This window comes from Flavobacterium sp. W1B, assembly GCF_047344965.1.
Classification (GTDB): Bacteria; Bacteroidota; Bacteroidia; order Flavobacteriales; family Flavobacteriaceae; genus Flavobacterium.
The window spans coordinates 1,275,814-1,294,019 of record NZ_CP178845.1 but is presented as its reverse complement, the minus strand read 5'-3'; the positions used below and the strand labels follow the sequence as shown (position 1 = coordinate 1,294,019).

18 protein-coding genes and 1 riboswitch are annotated in these 18,206 nt (G+C 34.7%); of the genes, 7 read left to right on the top strand and 11 right to left on the bottom strand.

Annotated features, from left to right (window positions below; all coding sequences use genetic code 11):
* Positions 1–59 precede the first annotated feature (59 nt).
* Complete coding sequence (locus ACMDB5_RS05660; RefSeq protein WP_414000040.1) at positions 60–1,214, top strand: sensor histidine kinase; 1,155 nt, start codon at positions 60–62, stop codon at positions 1,212–1,214.
* Here ACMDB5_RS05660 and ACMDB5_RS05655 read toward each other — a convergent pair.
* The 3 genes from ACMDB5_RS05655 to greA form a co-directional block, all read right to left on the bottom strand.
* On the bottom strand, positions 1,206–2,378 hold the full coding sequence (locus tag ACMDB5_RS05655; protein ID WP_414000039.1) for a transglutaminase domain-containing protein: 1,173 nt from the start codon (positions 2,376–2,378) through the stop codon (positions 1,206–1,208). The two genes, ACMDB5_RS05660 and ACMDB5_RS05655, sit on opposite strands and share 9 nt — an antisense overlap.
* Before the next feature lie 67 nt (positions 2,379–2,445).
* A complete protein-coding gene (locus tag ACMDB5_RS05650; RefSeq protein ID WP_414000038.1) occupies positions 2,446–2,835 on the bottom strand; it encodes an HIT family protein in 390 nt (129 codons plus the stop codon).
* Positions 2,836–2,837: 2 nt separating this feature from the next.
* Positions 2,838–3,314 carry a transcription elongation factor GreA gene (greA, locus tag ACMDB5_RS05645; RefSeq protein WP_414000037.1) on the bottom strand — a complete coding sequence of 159 codons (477 nt, stop codon included), beginning with the start codon at positions 3,312–3,314 and terminating at the stop codon, positions 2,838–2,840.
* Between the two features lie 163 nt (positions 3,315–3,477).
* Between greA and ACMDB5_RS05640 the strand changes: the two genes are divergently transcribed.
* Positions 3,478–3,891, top strand: a complete 414-nt coding sequence (locus tag ACMDB5_RS05640) for a Rieske (2Fe-2S) protein (RefSeq protein ID WP_414000036.1) — start codon at positions 3,478–3,480, stop codon at positions 3,889–3,891.
* Positions 3,892–3,952: 61 nt separating this feature from the next.
* Here ACMDB5_RS05640 and ACMDB5_RS05635 read toward each other — a convergent pair whose 3' ends face one another.
* The 5 genes from ACMDB5_RS05635 to ACMDB5_RS05615 form a co-directional block, all read right to left on the bottom strand.
* Complete coding sequence (locus ACMDB5_RS05635; RefSeq protein ID WP_414000035.1) at positions 3,953–6,151, bottom strand: TonB-dependent receptor; 2,199 nt, start codon at positions 6,149–6,151, stop codon at positions 3,953–3,955.
* Positions 6,152–6,242: 91 nt separating this feature from the next.
* Positions 6,243–6,336, bottom strand: a riboswitch (TPP riboswitch).
* Positions 6,337–6,418: 82 nt separating this feature from the next.
* Positions 6,419–6,823 carry an alternative ribosome rescue aminoacyl-tRNA hydrolase ArfB gene (gene arfB, locus ACMDB5_RS05630; protein ID WP_414000034.1) on the bottom strand — a complete coding sequence of 135 codons (405 nt, stop codon included), beginning with the start codon at positions 6,821–6,823 and terminating at the stop codon, positions 6,419–6,421.
* A gap of 25 nt (positions 6,824–6,848) precedes the next feature.
* Positions 6,849–8,963 (bottom strand): DUF4301 family protein, encoded by a 2,115-nt coding sequence (locus ACMDB5_RS05625; protein ID WP_414000033.1) that lies wholly within the window; start codon positions 8,961–8,963, stop codon positions 6,849–6,851.
* Positions 8,927–9,547 (bottom strand): nicotinamide riboside transporter PnuC, encoded by a 621-nt coding sequence (gene pnuC, locus ACMDB5_RS05620; protein ID WP_414000032.1) that lies wholly within the window; start codon positions 9,545–9,547, stop codon positions 8,927–8,929. The genes ACMDB5_RS05625 and pnuC overlap by 37 nt, the downstream gene beginning before the upstream one ends.
* Positions 9,548–9,573: 26 nt before the next feature.
* Positions 9,574–10,335, bottom strand: coding sequence for a geranylgeranylglyceryl/heptaprenylglyceryl phosphate synthase (locus ACMDB5_RS05615; protein WP_414000031.1), 762 nt, complete (start codon positions 10,333–10,335; stop codon positions 9,574–9,576).
* Positions 10,336–10,526: 191 nt separating this feature from the next.
* Between ACMDB5_RS05615 and ACMDB5_RS05610 the strand changes: the two genes are divergently transcribed.
* The 3 genes from ACMDB5_RS05610 to ACMDB5_RS05600 all read left to right on the top strand — a co-directional run bounded on the left by ACMDB5_RS05610 (position 10,527) and on the right by ACMDB5_RS05600 (position 11,871).
* Positions 10,527–11,123: a Crp/Fnr family transcriptional regulator gene (locus tag ACMDB5_RS05610; RefSeq protein ID WP_414000030.1), complete on the top strand. Its 597-nt coding sequence runs from the start codon at positions 10,527–10,529 to the stop codon at positions 11,121–11,123.
* 76 nt (positions 11,124–11,199) lie between these two features.
* Positions 11,200–11,487 (top strand): hypothetical protein, encoded by a 288-nt coding sequence (locus ACMDB5_RS05605; protein WP_414000029.1) that lies wholly within the window; start codon positions 11,200–11,202, stop codon positions 11,485–11,487.
* A complete protein-coding gene (locus ACMDB5_RS05600) occupies positions 11,488–11,871 on the top strand; it encodes a group III truncated hemoglobin (RefSeq protein ID WP_414000028.1) in 384 nt (127 codons plus the stop codon).
* Here the strand turns inward: ACMDB5_RS05600 and ACMDB5_RS05595 are convergent.
* Entirely contained in the window at positions 11,868–12,518 is a 651-nt protein-coding gene (locus tag ACMDB5_RS05595; RefSeq protein ID WP_414000027.1) for a 4'-phosphopantetheinyl transferase family protein, read from the bottom strand. The two genes, ACMDB5_RS05600 and ACMDB5_RS05595, sit on opposite strands and share 4 nt — an antisense overlap.
* A gap of 283 nt (positions 12,519–12,801) precedes the next feature.
* Between ACMDB5_RS05595 and ahcY the strand changes: the two genes are divergently transcribed.
* Together ahcY and ACMDB5_RS05585 are read left to right on the top strand one after the other, a co-directional pair.
* Positions 12,802–14,118: an adenosylhomocysteinase gene (ahcY, locus tag ACMDB5_RS05590; protein ID WP_414000026.1), complete on the top strand. Its 1,317-nt coding sequence runs from the start codon at positions 12,802–12,804 to the stop codon at positions 14,116–14,118.
* Positions 14,119–14,279: 161 nt separating this feature from the next.
* Positions 14,280–17,042: an outer membrane beta-barrel protein gene (locus ACMDB5_RS05585; protein WP_414000025.1), complete on the top strand. Its 2,763-nt coding sequence runs from the start codon at positions 14,280–14,282 to the stop codon at positions 17,040–17,042.
* A gap of 278 nt (positions 17,043–17,320) precedes the next feature.
* Here the strand turns inward: ACMDB5_RS05585 and rpmA are convergent, their stop codons facing one another.
* Together rpmA and rplU are read right to left on the bottom strand one after the other, a co-directional pair.
* Positions 17,321–17,587, bottom strand: coding sequence for a 50S ribosomal protein L27 (rpmA, locus tag ACMDB5_RS05580; protein WP_091082981.1), 267 nt, complete (start codon positions 17,585–17,587; stop codon positions 17,321–17,323).
* A gap of 23 nt (positions 17,588–17,610) precedes the next feature.
* Entirely contained in the window at positions 17,611–18,033 is a 423-nt protein-coding gene (gene rplU, locus ACMDB5_RS05575) for a 50S ribosomal protein L21 (protein ID WP_414000024.1), read from the bottom strand.
* Between the last annotated feature and the right edge of the window lie 173 nt (positions 18,034–18,206).

Here is an 18,206-nt window from a genome sequence, read left to right as displayed (position 1 = left end):
CAGAGAACTGAAATAATCCTATTTATATTTCGTTATATTTATACTTCAAAATCTCATTTATGCAGTTTTCCAAAAGAAAAAACACCACTCGCTGGATTATAATTTTAGCTTCCTTTTTGATCATTTCATTAATCCTTTGGAATACCTATACTTTTTTTCAAATATTTAAAAACGAAGAGCGTTTAAAAATGAACCTTTGGGCAAAAGCTCAAAAAACGCTTATAACCGCCGGTGAAAATACCGATGTTGAACTTCCGTTACAGATTTTTAGCAACAACACTTCCATTCCTATAATTCTTACCGAAAACAACCGCATCATAAACACAGTCAACATTGACGATGAAATTATAAAAAACAAAAGCAAAGCTTCGGATTTTCTATCCGATTTAAAAAACGAAAACGAGCCCATTGTTATTGAATATGTCCCAGGTAAATTTCAAAAACTATACTACGGTAATTCGGCATTGCTCAACAAACTAAAATATTATCCAGTAGCCTTATTGCTCATTATTTTCCTGTTTGGCGCCTTGGTTTACAACTTTTACAAAAGCACCAGAATGGCGACCCAAAACAAGCTTTGGGCTGGAATGGCAAAAGAAACTGCACATCAGATAGGAACTCCGCTTTCTTCATTGATAGGATGGGTCGAAATATTGAAAGCCGACAATGTCGACAAAAGCACCACATCCGAAATTGAAAGAGACATAGAACGCCTGCAAACAATAACGGATCGTTTCTCAAAAATAGGTTCCGAACCCATATTAGAAAAAAAAGACATTGTAGAAGAAACATTACAATCCTACAACTACCTGCAATCCCGATTTTCTAAACAAATTGAATTCTCCTTTGAAGCTCCAAAAACACCGATTTTCATCCTACTTAATCCCACTTTACACAGTTGGACTATTGAAAATCTAGTGAAAAATGCCATTGACGCAATGAAAGGAAAAGGCAAGCTCTCTTTAAGAATAGAACAAGACCACGATTTTGTAAAAATAAACGTATCCGACAGTGGAAACGGAATTCCAAAAAACCAATTCAAAACCATCTTTGAACCTGGCTTCACCACTAAAAAAAGAGGCTGGGGATTAGGCCTCTCATTAACCAAAAGAATCGTAGAAGAATACCATAAAGGAAACATAAAAGTGCTGAATTCCGAGATCGGAAAAGGAACAACTATGCAAGTAAATTATAAAAAAAGCAATTTAGTTTAACGGAACTCCAAACCAAGACACTTTCGAGAACATTGTTTTTCGAACTATTTTAGATTTACTCAAATAGTTTTTCACAAACAAAGCATGCTCATCGGCTTGTGCCAAAGCCAACGCGATTGATTTTTTAATCGAAGCCACATTTGCTGTATTCTCACTGCCAACTGAGCCAACATTATAAATATCGCTCTGACACTTGAGCAGCTTTTCCCTTGGCGTTTGAATCATCCTATTAATCTCATCATCCGGAAAAGCGGGTTTGAACTTATTATTCCTGTAATTTATAAAATCATTCAATAAGACAACCGCTTCATTCATCTCATTCACAACGGAGTTCAATTTCTCAATGTTTGTATTTTGCCTTAAATAATTTAGTTGCTTCTTTTTGCCTTCATAACGCTCTAAAATCATTGCATTTTTCAAGTCGTTTTTCCCTATTCGTTCAGCCGACTCAAACAACTGATCGGTTTCTGGCAAGGAATTGTATCTGGCAATTTCTTTCTCAAAATCAAAATACTTCTTTGATTTATCCATTTGGGTTTTACCGTTATAAAATTCCCCATTGGTGATAGGATAATTCAAGAATTGCCATAAATAATCAAATGGCATGTGAGAAGCAATTATTTTAGCAGGTTCTACCTTAAAATAAGCATTATTTATTTTTTTCAGAAACTTCCCGTTGTTAACACCTCCGGAACCCCAGGTAGGATCAAACACAAACCATTCGCCGTTAACTTTAGCAACACACCAAGCATGTGCTAATTTGTCTACTACTCCATTCTGCTTAGTATAACCTTCGATTATACGACATTCTATTCCAATTTTATTTGAAATATCATTAAAAACTTCAGCATAATGAATACATACTCCTTTCTTCGATTTTAGAGTGTTTTCAATTTTTTCTTGAGAAGTTTCATTTTGATTTGGCGCAAACATACTAGGCACATCGTAACTGATATTCGAAGCCGTCCAGTAAAAAACGGCACGGATTTTTTCTGTATCTGTTTTAAAATTGGAACTAATGAATTTTGCTATTCCAGTTGTTGAATTACTCAAATCATTGGGAATCTTAGCAACCTTATTGTCAATTACATTAAATACTATTTTAGTTTGAGCAAAACTTAAAACAGATAAAAACAAGATTAAAAAAGAAAAATATTTCTTCATATCGTTTCGGTTTACGCATAAAAAAACACGACAAGAATCGTGTTTTTTTTATCTAAAATTAAATTATTTACAAATTAGATTGAATGCTTTTAGCCAAAGCTTCAAATTCTTCTTTCGTCAAAGAAACTTTGTTTTGAAATCGCATTTCGTCCATTTCATTCAAAGGAATCAGATGAACATGGGCATGAGGAACTTCTAGTCCCACAACCGCCATACCAACTCTTTTGCAAGGAACTGTTTTTTCTAAGGCTATGGCAATATTTCTTGAAAAATGCATCAAGCCCAAATAATGCGCTTCATCCATGTCAAATATTTTATCAACTTCCAATTTTGGAATACAAAGCGTATGTCCTTTTGCATTTGGATTTACATCTAGAAAAGCCAAATAGTTTTCGTCTTCTGTAATTTTGTAACAAGGAATTTCCCCATTTACTATTTTGGTGAATATTGAACTCATCTTTAATCTCTTGTTATTTCTAAAATTTCGAATTTCAAAACGCCATTTGGAACCGTGATTTCGGCAACTTCACCAACCGATTTCCCCAGTAAACCTTTCCCAATTGGGGAAGTCACGGATATCTTTCCGGTTTTCAAGTCGGCTTCACTTTCGGCAACCAAAGTATATTTCATTTCCATACCATTGGATTGGTTTTTTATCTTCACATTAGACAAAACCAAAACTTTAGAAAGATCCAAATGCGTTTCGTCAATCAATCGAGCATTAGAATGTACTTCTTCTAATTTAGCGATACGCATTTCCAACATTCCTTGCGCCTCTTTTGCCGCATCATATTCTGCATTTTCAGACAAATCCCCTTTATCTCTTGCTTCTGCTATATCAGCAGATGCTTTTGGACGCATCACACTTTTCAAATAATCCAATTCTTCTCTTAATTTTTTTAATCCTTCTGCGGTATAATAAGATATTGCGCTCATAGTTTAGTCATTTATTTAAATAGAAAAAATCCCATCGGGACGGGATTTCTTTCCACAAAGATACTTTTATTTTCGTTTGTCGATAATTATATGTTAATCATATATAAGTCAAAGTTAAATAAATTAAATTTGTTTAACTAATACTTTCAATTTATTTTAGATAATGAAAAAATTCCTACTTATATTCTCTCTTTTTGTCATTTTTTCAGGTTGTAGCGACAATGGTTTTAACAACAAAAACCCCTATTTACCAAACTATTCTTTTGCTGTTGACATCAACATGAATCTAGCGGCTTATTCAAAACTAAAATTCGTAAGCAATGCTGTGTATTATTCGGGCGTGGGAGTTAAGGGCATTTATATATTCAATACAGGTAGCGGCTATAATGCTTTTGACGCCGCCTGTCCCAACCAAGCTTTGAGTAATTGCTCTACTATGACCTTAAAAGGAATCAATGTAGTTTGTCCCTGCGATAATGAAGAATACAGTTTATTTACTGGCCAAGGGAAACTGCAATATCCCCTAAAACAATATCGAGTAGATGTTAATGGAGATATGCTTAGAATTTATAACTAAAACTAAAAAGGCTGAAAGTTTAAAACTTTCAGCCTTTTTTAAAAATATCCAAATCGCAGTATTAAAACTTCAACGTTAATCCAGCTAAGAAATTGATTCCGGCTTGCGGATAATAACCAGCACCTTCAATTGTGGTAACCGCAGGCGGATTAGAATAATCATCGTCATAGGTATAGAAAAAACCATTAGATATGTATTTATAATCAAAAATATTGTTTACCAAAGCAGACAACAATACCGATTTAAAAATCGATTTTGGATTAAATTCATACGAAAGGTTCAAATCATTTACAAAATAAGATTTTAACTTGGATCCTTCAGAATCTATATTTCCCATGTACTGCTCTCCTACGAATTTAGACAAAAACGAAATTTGAAGGTTCTTCACAGGCAAAAAACTCACCATATTCCCAGCAATGAAATCAGGAGAATACGCAATATTTGTATTCCCTAAAGCGGCTAAAACACCATCTCTTTTGAAGAAAAAGTCTCTATTTTTATTTGTACTTATAGTAACATTTGGTCTAATGAATAAATTATCCAAAACCGCAATAGTTGCATCAATCTCAAGTCCTAAACGGTAACTGTCTCCGCTATTTTCACGAACAGGAGCACCAATATCATCTAACGCTCCGGTAAGAATCAATTGATCTTTGTATGCCATATAATAAACATTGGCATTAAACTTTACTTTTTCTCCATCGTGACGTAATCCTAACTCAAAATCGTTTAGTTTTTCCGGTCTTGGGCTACCGTTTTCATAATCGGTTCTGTTAGGTTCGCGATTCGCTCTGGCATAAGAAAAATACAAGGCATTATTTGAATTAATTTCGAAATTCAAACCCGCTTTTGGATTAAAGAAATTAAAATTAGCATTAACCAAACCAGCTTCCGCACTATTTGCTTTATAATGTACATTTCTAAGCTGCAAATCTCCAAATAAACTAATCTTTTCTGTAATTTGATAATTGGCTTTTGCAAAAATATTTCCGTCCGTTTTTAAAGCAGAATCATCGTAATAATGATCATCTAATTCGCTTTGTGAAGCAAAACGTGCCCAGATTATTTTTCCAAAATGATCTCCTTCATACTTATTATAACCACCACCAAAAATTACATTCAGTTTATCGGTCTTATAATTAGCCGAAAACGTAGTTCCATAAAAATCATTGTCTAACCATTTTTGACGAATTAAATCAGTCCTGTTAATTGTAGTTCCGTTAATGTCAATTGGGGTTAAACCATAAGCCGAGAATTTTGCATTCTCTTTATAATTCTCGTAATAACCTTTCCCTTTGGTATAATGAAAAGCCAGATTCGTACTCCAATTTTCAGCTACTTTTTCGTTCCAATGCAACTGATAATGATCTTGCTGGTAATTATCGGTTTCGTTTTCATAAAATCGGATATTCCCAAATTCATCGGTATACATTCCCGCAGTATTGAATGTTCGGTCATTTTTTAGTTTATCCAAATCTTCTAAACCGTTCCAGGATTGGTATGTTTTTTCGGTCCCTCCAAAAGCCAAAGCCTTTATCAAAGTAGTTTTACCCACATAAGTTCCTTGCAAAAAATAAGATTTTAGATCCGAAAAAGCTCTGTCAATATATCCATCCGACTTAAGGGCCGATACACGACCTGCTAATTCAAAATGATCATTTAGCAATCCCGTACTAAACTTGACGGTGTGTTTTCTGGTATTGAAACTTCCAAAAGAATTAGAGATTTCTCCTGAACTTGCTTTCGAATAAGTGTCGGTCAACATATTCAAACTCGCACCAAAAGCTCCTGCTCCATTGGTAGATGTTCCCACGCCACGTTGCAATTGCAAGCTCTCTATCGAAGAAGCAAAATCAGGCATATTCACCCAAAAGGTTCCGTGACTTTCGGAATCATTGTAAGGAATCCCGTTAATAGTTACATTCACACGCGTTGCATCGCTACCGCGAACTCGAATGCCTGTGTAACCTATTCCGTTTCCGGCATCAGTAGTGGTTACAACAGATGGCAAATAATTCATCAAAATTGGAATATCTTGTCCAAGATTACGAGATTTGATATCTTTCTTGTCTAGATTACTAAAACTAACCGGCGTTTTTGTAGTGGCGCGGACTGCCGAAACCAATACCTCGTCAAGTTGATTGACTTTGGTTGTGTCTTTGACTTGCGCAAATGCGAAAAAAGAAAATAGAGAAAAGAAAATAGAGAAAAAACAAGACGATATTGTCTTTGTACTTTTAAAATAAAATAAAGTATTCATCCGTAAAAAAATTACGAATAAAAGGGGGAATTATTCTTTTGTTAAATTAATAAATGATTGTTTCCTATGACAAATAGATAGTGTGCACGCTATTTTTTTGTCATTTTTTCCCTTAACAGCATTACCTGTTCAGGTTCGTTGGGTATAATCTCAGCTCGTTATTTAGAGCACCCCTTTGAGACGCGGCAAATTTAGAAAAGATTTTTAGATATTCAGATTGTTTAACCATTAGATTTCTAAAAAAATAATTATCCTCAAAAAAATAAATTAATTTAAATCTGGCTTTCTGCGATTTAGCTTGGTTTGAGAAACATTTTTTTTATCCTTAATTCGCTTTCTGATTGCCGATTTTGGAATCTTGGTTGCTTTCCTTTCTTTAGGAACGAACAATCCTTTTTTTATAAGTTCCAAAAAACGCTTCGTAACAATTTCTTTATTTTTAAGCTGACTTCTATCTTCATCGCAGTTTAGGATTAAAACCAAATCGGAAGTTAATCTTGAAGCCAAATTTGTCTGCAACAGCAACTTTTCTTCTTCGGACAATGCTTGAGATTGTTTCAAATCAAAACTCAAGACTACCTTTGATGAAACTTTATTTACATTTTGCCCTCCCGCTCCACTGCTTCGGACAGCCTTGTACTGTAGCTCGGATATAATTTTATATGCTTCCATTGAGACTGAATTTATTTCAGTTAAGCTATTGTGATTGATGTGCCGGTTTTAATAAATCGTTTACCGTTTTTACAGGATTAAAAGTGATCAATGGAACTTCAACAAAAACGGTCAGCCAATTTGCCATAGCACCATTCCATAAACCCGGTAATTCATACGCTTTAATATACTTCCCTGAGCTATTTTTCTCTACAATAAAACCGCTATTATGATTTACAAACTGCAATAAATCAAATTTTTCGTTTTTATAATTTTTAATTCCGCAAACTAAATCAACAGGATTAAAATGAGTAGCATTGGCAAGAATCTTAGCTTGATTTTCATCCTTCAAATCTACTTGTGAAGATTCTACTATTTGCAATGAAACCGTATTATTCTCATTTCTAACCCAAAATGGGCCTCCTCCCGGTTCTCCTTCATTTTTCACCATTCCACATACTCGTATGGGTCTGTTTAAGGCATTTTTGGTAAACTCAATTTTATTTTCCAAAGGTAAAGTCTCGAAATCTACTGCTGTTTCCACATTTAATTTCGTTTCTAGGAAAACTCTAATCTCTTCAACTTGCTCTTCATTTATCGAATTTGCATCCAATAGCCTCAAATAACTAAAAATCTGCCGCTGTAATTCGACCAATATTCCAGCCAAAGCGTTTTTGTACAGCGCAATTTTCTCGTTGTTATCGTGAATGACATTATCAATATTTTTTATGAAAATAACATCGGCATCTAATTGATTCAAATTTTCAATGAGCGCACCATGCCCTCCTGGTCTAAAAACCAATTGTCCATTTTCGTCCCTAAAAGGCTTATTTTCTGCATCAACAGCTACTGTATCGGTGCTTTGGTTTTGATAAGAATAAGTAACAGCTATTTTGGTTTTGGATTCATTCTCAACCTTAATTTTTATCGAATTGATTATATCTTCAAATTGCTTCTGATGGGCTTCAGAAACCGTAAAGTGCAAATGAGAACTCCCATTTGAACTCGAATAACAACCACATTCATACAAATGCTCTTCAATAGGCGTAGCAATATTGGCTGCGTATTTGTGAAAAGGCAAAATCCCCTTTGGTTTATTGGCAAAATCAAAATAGTCAGATGACAACAAAAATTTTATAAAATAATAATTCTTATAATCATTCTCCAAGGCATCAAAACTCGGAAACTCTTCCCTTAGCTTTTTATCAATTGTCTCGAAAAACGGAAACTTCTCCATTGCAACAATAAAAATTGACAATTCGCTGTCTTTTTTTCGGTTGATATAAGCATTGATACTTTCATTTTTAATATCAAATTCACTCAAAAAAGTACTCAAGAACTTAAACATTCTGGTTGCTGCACCCGAAGCCGGAACAAATTTCAATAATTTTAATGTTTTTTTATTGGCTTCAAAAAAAGAGGCTTTTTCGACGAAATCTACCTCAGAAAGCTTCAAAATTCCATTATACAAGGTTGCAGGTTCAACCAATGCCGTTTTAGAAATTCCGTTTCGGAGAAATTCCAATTGCTTTTGAATATTCTCTAGCAAAATTCCACGTTCATAAATCTGCACAAAGTCCAAGGACGAAAACCCCAGTTCATTGGCTTTAGTTAAATCATCAATGATGTTAATTGCTTTATTCAATCGCATATTTTTATCTCCCGAAAGGGTAATAAAAGGTTTTCCATTAGCAATCAATGATTGTTTAAAAACTTCAAAAACACTTTCTCGACCTTCAGCCTTATCCCTTAAATCATCTTTTTCCCAAGGCACATCAATATCAGTCAGAAAAAACAAATCGTATTCATGTTCCTGAGCCGCTTTGTCCAGCAAAGGGTCGCAATAGTTATAATACACTTCTGAAAACACCTTTGTCACCAATAAATTAGTGTCACAAAAAAGATATTTATTAGCAATAGACAGCTTTTCGTTTTCCAGTTGTGTCTGACCATAAGCAATAGGCAGCATATCATTGACATCACATATAAGCTGGCTCTTATCCCATTTATCTTGAAGATATTCCCTTGCAAATTCAGGAGCCCAGACCGTTTTATAATGTTCGGCGAGTTGTTTTGCCAATGTCGTTTTTCCGGTACTTTCAGGACCGAACAGAGCGATTTTTATTATTGCGGATTGCTTTTGTTTAAGATTTTCCTCCATTCTAAATAGGCTGAAATAGCCATTATTGTAAAAATTAAATATTGCAAAGATAACATTCCCAGTCCGCGATAAGCATACAAAGGAGTTACAATTATATCACCTATTATCCAAAGTGTCCAATTTTCGATTTTTTTATTCGCCATAAACCACATTCCGGTAAAAAATATTCCGGAAGCAATAATGTCTAAATAATTTTCCTTGTGAATCTCATAATCAAACCATTTATATATTCCAAAAACCACCAAAATTGTAATCAAAAACAATAGAATCCCGATGGTTTTTTCTTTGGCATTAGTCCTTGTTATAGGTAGTTCTTCTGTATCATTTACTTTGTGACCCCACTTATACCAGCCATAAATACTCATAATAGAGAAATAGCCATTAATCATCATATCGCCCAGATAGCCCGCAAGAAAAAGCAAATAAACCGAAATAATTGTCGCGATTAATCCTGTAGGATAAACCCAAATATTTTCTTTTTTGGCAAACCAAACGCTCAAAATCCCGAATACAAAAACAATAAACTCTAATACAATTTGAGTAACCGAGGCATTCTTGTAAGCATCTAGAAAAAAATCTATCATTTTTATTTAAGATTAACGATTATTGATTAACGATTGTTGAATGTTTCTGCATTCTCAAATCTAAAATCAAAAAAACTCATATCATTCTCAAAAGCCGTCCCAATAACCACCAAATCAGCTCCGGAATCATAGGCATTTTGAATCCCCTGCAAATCTATAATTCCGCCGCCAACAATCAGTGGTATTTCTATATTTTTTGAGATTAATCGAATTATTTCCAAAGGAACTGCCTGTTTTGCTCCGCTTCCCGCTTCGAGATAAAGGAGTTTATTGCCAAGCATTTCTCCTGCCTGAGCCGTTGCCAAAACCAAATCCGGATTGTTTCTGTCTAATGGTTTTGTTTTACTAATCCTTTCAACGGCAGTTTCTCCTCCGCTTTCGATGAGCATATATCCGGTAGGAATTATTTCAAGATTCGTTTGCTTCAAAATGGGCGCCGCTTTTACCTGATGTCCTATTAAATAATCTGGATTTCTTCCCGAGATCAGCGAAAGAAACAAAATCCCGTCGGCTTTGTCCGAAATTTGCGAAGGATTTCCTGGGAAAAGAACAATCGGCAAAACACAATTCTGTTTGATTTTCAGAATTAAATCATCCAAAATATTGTTTATAACCAGGCTTCCGCCAATGAAAATATGGCTGGCCGGCGATTGATCGATTTTTGAAATTAAAATATCTAAATTTTCCCAGACAATTTTGTCGGGATCCAACAAAATGGCCAATAACTTGCGGTTTTCTGACTTCGCCTGAAGCATTTCACTATATATATTCCTATCTTTATTTTTCATATGCAGATATTTATTGTTTTTTATCGGTCATATGCAATACGCCAGTTTGAGACATATCTTCATTCCTTTTTGTGTTTTCGGAAACAGGGCTACTTCATAATCAACGTAAAAGTATGCGTTTTTTGAAAACGGGCGTAGCTTTTAAAAAATTTATCTTTGTCTCAGAATTATAAAATGCAACCGAAAAAACCATGATTGAAATAGAATTACTGGAAAAATATGGGGCGGTACGAAAGCGATACAAAAAGTCGGAAATCATTTTTGAGAAAGACAATTTGGCGACGCAGTATTACCAAATTATTTCGGGAGCGGTAAAAATGAATAATTTCAATGATGAAGGCCGGGAGTTTATTCAAGGATTTTTTTACGCAGACCAGAGTTTTGGCGAACCTCCATTATTCCTGGACCGAACCTATCCCGCCAACGCCGAAGCCATCGAAGACGTGGAATTGCTTTCTATTTCTAAAGACAATTTCCGAAAATTAATCGCCGAAAACCCTGCTGTTTCTATCAAAATAATCGAAAATTTAGCGCAGCGTCTGCATTACAAATCGGTTATGGCTGCCGAAATTTCGACCCAGGATTCTGAGCACCGACTCTTGCAGTTATTTGATTATTCCATTACTTATTTTAATTTCAAAAAAGACAAGAACGGATACCATATCGATTTGACACGGCAACAAATGGGAGATTTAACAGGTCTTCGGGTAGAAACCGTTATCAGAACCATTAAAACATTGGAAAAAAAAGGAGAGTTGAAAATCGTCAATCGAAAGGTATATCGGTAATAAAGGCTTTATGACCTATGTCATAAATAATCGAATCCAAGCGGTCGTAAATTTGTACCAACAAAAACAAATTATCATGACACTTTACAAAAAAACACTCGAAGGTTTTGACAACAATTTTATTGGTTCTGCAACATTAATCGTTATTGGACAAAGTTGTTTAGGTTCAGCTGCAGCCATGAATGTTCTTAAAAACGGAACAACTCTTGTACAAATGCTTCAATTGGCCGTTATTGTACTAAGTTGTATGCTTGTAAACACTTCGATTTTGGCACAAATGAAACATAAAGTCATACTTAATCTTACTATTATTAGTGTATTTTTCAGCATTTTATTTATTCTAATTAATTCCATTATCATCTAAATGAGAAAACAAATTGAAAACCGAGACGATCTAAAACTTTTAGTCACCACTTTTTACGATAAAATAAGAGCAGACGAGGAAATCGGTTTTTTCTTTAATGAAACCATCACCGATTGGGATGAGCACTTGGAGAAGTTGACAGATTTTTGGGAAACCAATTTATTTGCCGTAAAAAAGTACAAAGGAAATCCGATTTTGGCACATAATGCGGTCGACAAACGTTTTGATCAGCGCATCACACCAAACGAATTCGGTATTTGGCTGAATTTGTGGTTTGCCACTTTGGACGAACTTTTTGAAGGCGAAAATGTGGAAATTCTAAAACGGAGAGCTCGAAAAATGGGAACATTTCTTTATATGAATATTTTTGAAAGTCGGGGTTAAGATTCGTTTTCCTGAAAAGCATAAACCAAAGTAAATCCTTCGATTTCTTCAAAATGGATCTTAAAGTCTTTGATTAGATTGTTAAAATGCAGTTCGGCCGTGGCTTCTTTATTTTCTAATTCGAAAGTGCCAACTTTGATGTGATTTTTGAAACTGATTCCTTTTTCGTTTCGGATTTTGAAAATGGCTTCTTTGGCGCCCCAAATCACGGTCAGTTTCCTGATGTATTCTTCACTGTCTGTATCCAAGAATTGAAATTCGGAGTCACAGAATTTATCGGCGATACGGATGATTTTGTCTCTTTGCAATTCGATGTCGATGCCTACGGTTTCGTCACTGATGATTATGGCCGAAAAATTATGGGAATGCGTTATCGAAATGTGTTTCTCACCATGGAGATGCGGTTTCCCGAATTCGTCATAATACAAATCCAAATCGGTATGTCCTGTCTCCTGTAATAACTTACGAACACTAAGAAAAGCACGTTGGTGCATTTCTGATTTCATTCCGTTCAGCCGGTTGCGATTGCTATCGTTTAAAACCACTTGTTCCAGTAATTCCGCAAAGGTTTCTGTTACTTTCCAAACTAGAATTTGGGTAGTATTCCCAATGCTTCGGGAGATATGTATGGTTTTGTAAAGTGGCATCGTGTTATGGTCTTGATTTTTAGCCCCGGTAGTAGCGGCATCCTTTTTTCACGCTTTTTTGGCGTGGAAAAAGATACAGCGAATAACGGGAAATAGCTCCAGAAACAGAAACAAGTTCCGTTTAAAAAATTATTTAGTTAATGTTCCTAAGATTAGCGAATTAAACAATTCATAAATCTTTTAGAAAACAGTTAAATTCTAAAGTTATTACGTAAATTTGCAAAAAAAATTTTCACCCGAGCCTGAAAGGCGAACGGACGAAGTAATTACAAATATACTATAAATGAGTACAACGACTATGCCTTTTGTGGCTTTCAAAGTAAAAGACATTTCTCTAGCGGCTTGGGGAAGAAAAGAAATTGAACTAGCTGAAGCTGAAATGCCAGGTTTAATGGCGCTTCGTGCGGAATACAAAGACGAACAACCTCTTGCTGGTGCTCGTATTGCTGGATGTTTGCACATGACAATTCAGACTGCGGTTTTGATTGAAACTTTAATCGCTCTTGGTGCAGAAGTTACTTGGTCTTCTTGTAACATTTTTTCTACTCAAGATCAAGCTGCTGCAGCGATTGCTGCTGCAGGAATCCAGGTTTATGCTTGGAAAGGTTTGAACGAAGTGGATTTTGACTGGTGTATTGAGCAAACTTTGTTCTTTGGCGAAGACAGAAAACCATTGAACATGATTCTTGATGACGGTGGAGATTTGACCAATATGGTTATTGACCGTTACCCTCATTTAGTTGAAGGAATTAAAGGTTTATCTGAAGAAACTACAACTGGTGTTCACCGTTTGTACGAAAGAGTAAAAGCAGGAACATTGCCAATGCCTGCAATTAACGTGAATGACTCGGTTACTAAATCGAAATTCGACAACAAATACGGTTGTAAAGAATCTGCAGTTGATGCAGTTCGTCGTGCAACTGATATTATGCTTGCTGGAAAAAGAGTTGTTGTTTGCGGATACGGAGACGTAGGAAAAGGAACTGCAGCTTCTTTTAGAGGTGCTGGTTCTATTGTAACGGTTACTGAAATTGACCCAATTTGTGCTTTACAAGCTGCAATGGACGGTTTTGAAGTTAAAAAATTAAACACTGTTGTTGCCAATGCTGATATTATCATTACAACTACAGGAAATAAAGATATCGTTCTTGGAAGTCACTTCGAACAAATGAAAGATAAAACTATCGTTTGTAACATCGGACACTTTGATAACGAAATTGATATGGCTTGGTTAAACAAAAACCACGGTGCTTCAAAAATCGAAATCAAACCACAGGTTGACAAATATACTATCGCTGGAAAAGATATCCTTATCCTTGCTGAAGGTCGTTTGGTAAACCTTGGTTGTGCTACAGGTCACCCAAGTTTTGTAATGAGTAACTCATTTACAAACCAGACTTTGGCTCAAATCGAATTATGGAAAAACAGCGCTGCTTACAACAATGACGTCTATATGTTGCCAAAACATTTAGATGAAAAAGTTGCTGCTTTGCACTTAGCTAAATTAGGAGTTGAATTGGAAGTTTTACGTGACGATCAAGCTGCTTATATCGGTGTTGCTGTTGAAGGACCATTTAAACCGGAATATTACAGATACTAAATGATTTAAGATTGTAGATTTTTAATTTACGATTTCAGATTTAAAAACCCTTGCCATACCGAAGTTTCGGGAGCAAGGGTTTTTTGTTTGGGTATATTTTACATTTCTAATTAAACCTTTCTAATTATTTGACATCTAAAAAGCAGTCAAATAATTTCAATATGCTAAGATACTACTCCATTCTATTCTTTTTAATCTGTCCTTTTTTAACCAATGCCCAAGAAAACTATACCATAAAAGGAAAAGTATTAGGCAGTAATGATAAGCTTCCATTAGAGTCAGCTACGGTTTATTTTACAACCGTGAAAGATTCAACCATGCTAGAATATACATTAACAGATAAAAATGGAGACTTTATCTTCTCTGCAAAAAAGCAAGACAAACCTGTATCTCTCAAAGTGACCTATATGGGATTTCAAACTTTTTCTGAAGAGTTAAAAGAGATCAATTCTAATAAAGATTTCAAAACAATTTATCTTTTAGAATCAACAAACGCACTTGAAGGTGTTATCATAAAAGGAGAAGAGCCTCCTATCAAAATCAAAAAAGACACTATTGAATTTAAAGCGTCCTTGTTTAAAGTGCGCCCCGATTCAAACGTAGAAACTTTATTAAAAGAATTACCCGGTTTTGAAGTTGATAATGATGGAAAGATCACCGTAAACGGAAAAGAAGTAACCCAAGTATTAGTAAACGGAAAACCCTTTTTTGATCGAGATGGCGCTATGGCTTTGAAAAATTTACCTGCCGAAATCATCAACAAAGTTCAAGTTTCTGATTTCAAAACGAAAAAAGAAGAATACTCTAAAGCAGAATCGAGTTCCGAAAATTCGAGTATCAACCTGACTATTGACAAAGAAAAAAACAAAGGATATTTCGGTAAATTCTTAGGCGGATACGGATCTGATGATCGTTACGAATCCAGTTTTATCATGAATTTATTTAACAACAATAGAAAAATTAGCCTTTTAGGATCATCCAATAACATAAACGCTCCGGGTTTCTCTATGGACGAAGTCTTTGACAATATGGGAGGCGGTCGCAATAGTAGAGGCACTACCGTTGGCAGAGGGCAAGCTAGTGGAATTACTCAATCAAATTTATTAGGTTTTAATTATTCTGACCAATTAACTAAAGGTTTTCAGGTAAATGCCAATTACAATTTTTCGGATACCTCAACTGAAAACTCAAATAGTTCTTTCTCTACAAATTTCCGCCCAACGGGTGATTTCACCACTAAGTCTAATTCAGAATCTCAAAACAATAACACCAGCAATAAAGCTAATATAGAATTAGAGTACAAAATTTCGCCTACTATGCGATTATTTGTGGCTCCAAAATTCAATACGTCTAATTCTTATAGTAATTCAGAATCAAAAAGCGAGTCTAGATTGTTAGACGAAACACTAACAAATGACTCACAATCAGAATCAACAAATAGAAGTGAATCAAACAATTTTAGCAACTCCATTAATTTCAACAAATCTTTTGAGAAAAAAGCACGTAATCTTAGCGTAGTAATAAACAACAGCAATTCTAACTCGAATTCGAATGGAATTGTACAATCAGAAACAAATCTTTACTCAAAAAATGAAAAAATAACTAGAGATCAAAACAGCCTTGGCAAAGGCATTAACGATTCTTATTCAGCTGAAATTGAGTACACGGAACCTATAACTGATTCTATCAGGTTCAAAATTGGTATGGAATACAATTTCCAAAACTCTATCAACGACAAAAAAACCTATGATAATAATGGAAATGATATCTATACCGATTTAAACGAATCTCTTTCTAATTACATTACCTCAAAACAAAATAGCATTGCTCCAAAAGCAGGTATTCGATTTGAAAAAAATAAATTTACATTTGACATCAATTCTTCGACCACAATTGTACAATACAACAATCATTCAAACTATCTAAATCAATCAACTGATTTAAACAAGAAATACATCTTGCCTTATGGAAACGCACAAATTAGGTACAAAATGGACCGTTCTAACTCTTTAACAGCAAGATACAACTACAGCCTTTCCTTACCGTCAGCATCTGAATTATTACCCATAGAAAACCTATCAAATCCGCTGAATACCATCATAGGAAATCCTAATTTGGATGCTACCGAAACACACAGCGCAAACATTAACTATAGAAATTTTGATTTCCGTACCCGTTCAGGCTACAATCTTTACGTTAATACTAATTTTTACAACAATGATGTAATTTCTTCTTCTGTTTATGATGCCGACAGAAAAAGAACAACCACATACGAAAACGTATCAGGAACTTATTCCTTTTCAGGAGGTGGAAATTGGAATAAAACCATCAAGCAAGAATCTAATTTATTGCGTTACGGTCTAGCCTTAAACGCTAATCATTCATTCTCCAAAGGATTCACTGATGATATTTTGTATGGCGCTAAAACCATGGGAATTTCTCCTAGAATTTACCTTAATTATGATTATGGGAAATTTTTTACCATTGCTCCTTCTTATAATTTCTCTTATAACCAAACCAAATACGATATTAGCACACTCAACCCTAGATCAAATGTAGTACATCGAATAAACCTTCAAACCACAAGCTATTGGCCCACAGATTGGATTTGGGGTAATGATTTTGGATATACTTACAATTCTATCAATCAAGATTATTATCTATGGAACACAAGCTTATCCTATGCTTTCTTAAACAAGACATTTGTTGCCAAAGTAAAAGTATATGATGTTTTAAATCAAAACCAGAGCATCACCAGAAATATTTCGACTACATCGGTTAGCGATAACGAAAATACCGTTTTAAAACGGTATGCTATGTTTTCTTTGACATATAAGATTCAAGACTTCTCAGGAATGAAAAACCCTCCAGGGAGTAGAAACAATAGAAATATGGAGCGCAGAGAAATGCCTAGAGACGAATAAAAAGATCATTATTGATTCAGATAATTCCAAAACAAACCCCTTGCTTCCATAGCAAGGGGTTTGTTTGTTTTCAACCAAAAATGGCTTCAAATCAATCAACAAAGCCTAATCAAAAATCTAAAACAAGCAACCACAGCTTGTCAATTTTATTTTAATCCGTGAAATCATAGTTGCGTTTTCAAATAAACTCAGCGATTAAAATCAGCAACTAATAAATCTTTTTTCCATAAAAAAACCCGTTTCTTTCGAAACGGGTTTTTAATAAATTGAGAAATCAATTAAGCTTCAACTTCGAATGGAAGGATTGAAACGTATGATTTGTTATCTCTTTTCTTTTGGAAGTGTACAACTCCATCTACTCTTGCGTGTAGGGTGTGATCTTTACTGATGTAAACATTTGCACCTGGGTTGTGTTTTGAACCTCTTTGTCTTACGATGATGTTCCCTGCAATAGCAGCTTGTCCACCAAAAATCTTAACACCTAAACGTTTTGATTCTGATTCTCTACCATTCTTGGAACTACCGACACCTTTCTTGTGAGCCATGACGTATTAGTTTTATTTTGTTATTATTCTTGAGTATCTTCTTTTTTTGCTTTTGGAGCTTTTTTCACTTTAGGAGCTACTGCATCTGCTGTTGCTTCTGCCGCGGCTTTCTTAGGAGCAGCTTTTTTAGCACCAGTTGAAGTTATACCTTCAATTACAATTTGAGTAAGATACTGTCTGTGACCGTTTCTCTTTTTGTATCCTTTTCTTCTTTTCTTTTTGAAAATGATAACTTTATCTCCTTTTAAGTGTTGTAACACTTTAGCTTCTACAGAAGCACCTTCTATAGCTGGGGCGCCTAAAGTAACGTTTCCATTATCGTCTAATAAAAGAACTTTATCAAAAGAAATTTTTGATCCTTCTTCATTAGCCAAACGGTTAACATAAACCTTTAAGTCTTTGCTTACTTTGAATTGTTGCCCTGCTATCTCTACGATTGCGTACATAACAAATTGTTTTATTAATTTTTAAGGTTGCAAATATACAATTAAATATTTACTAAGCAATCAGTTGTGTCAAAAAAATATCCCATCTTATTTTTCACCTGATTTAAAAGCCATTTGCAACCACAAAAATAGCCCATTAAAACTAGTCTTTAGCTGATGAATACAAAAAAATC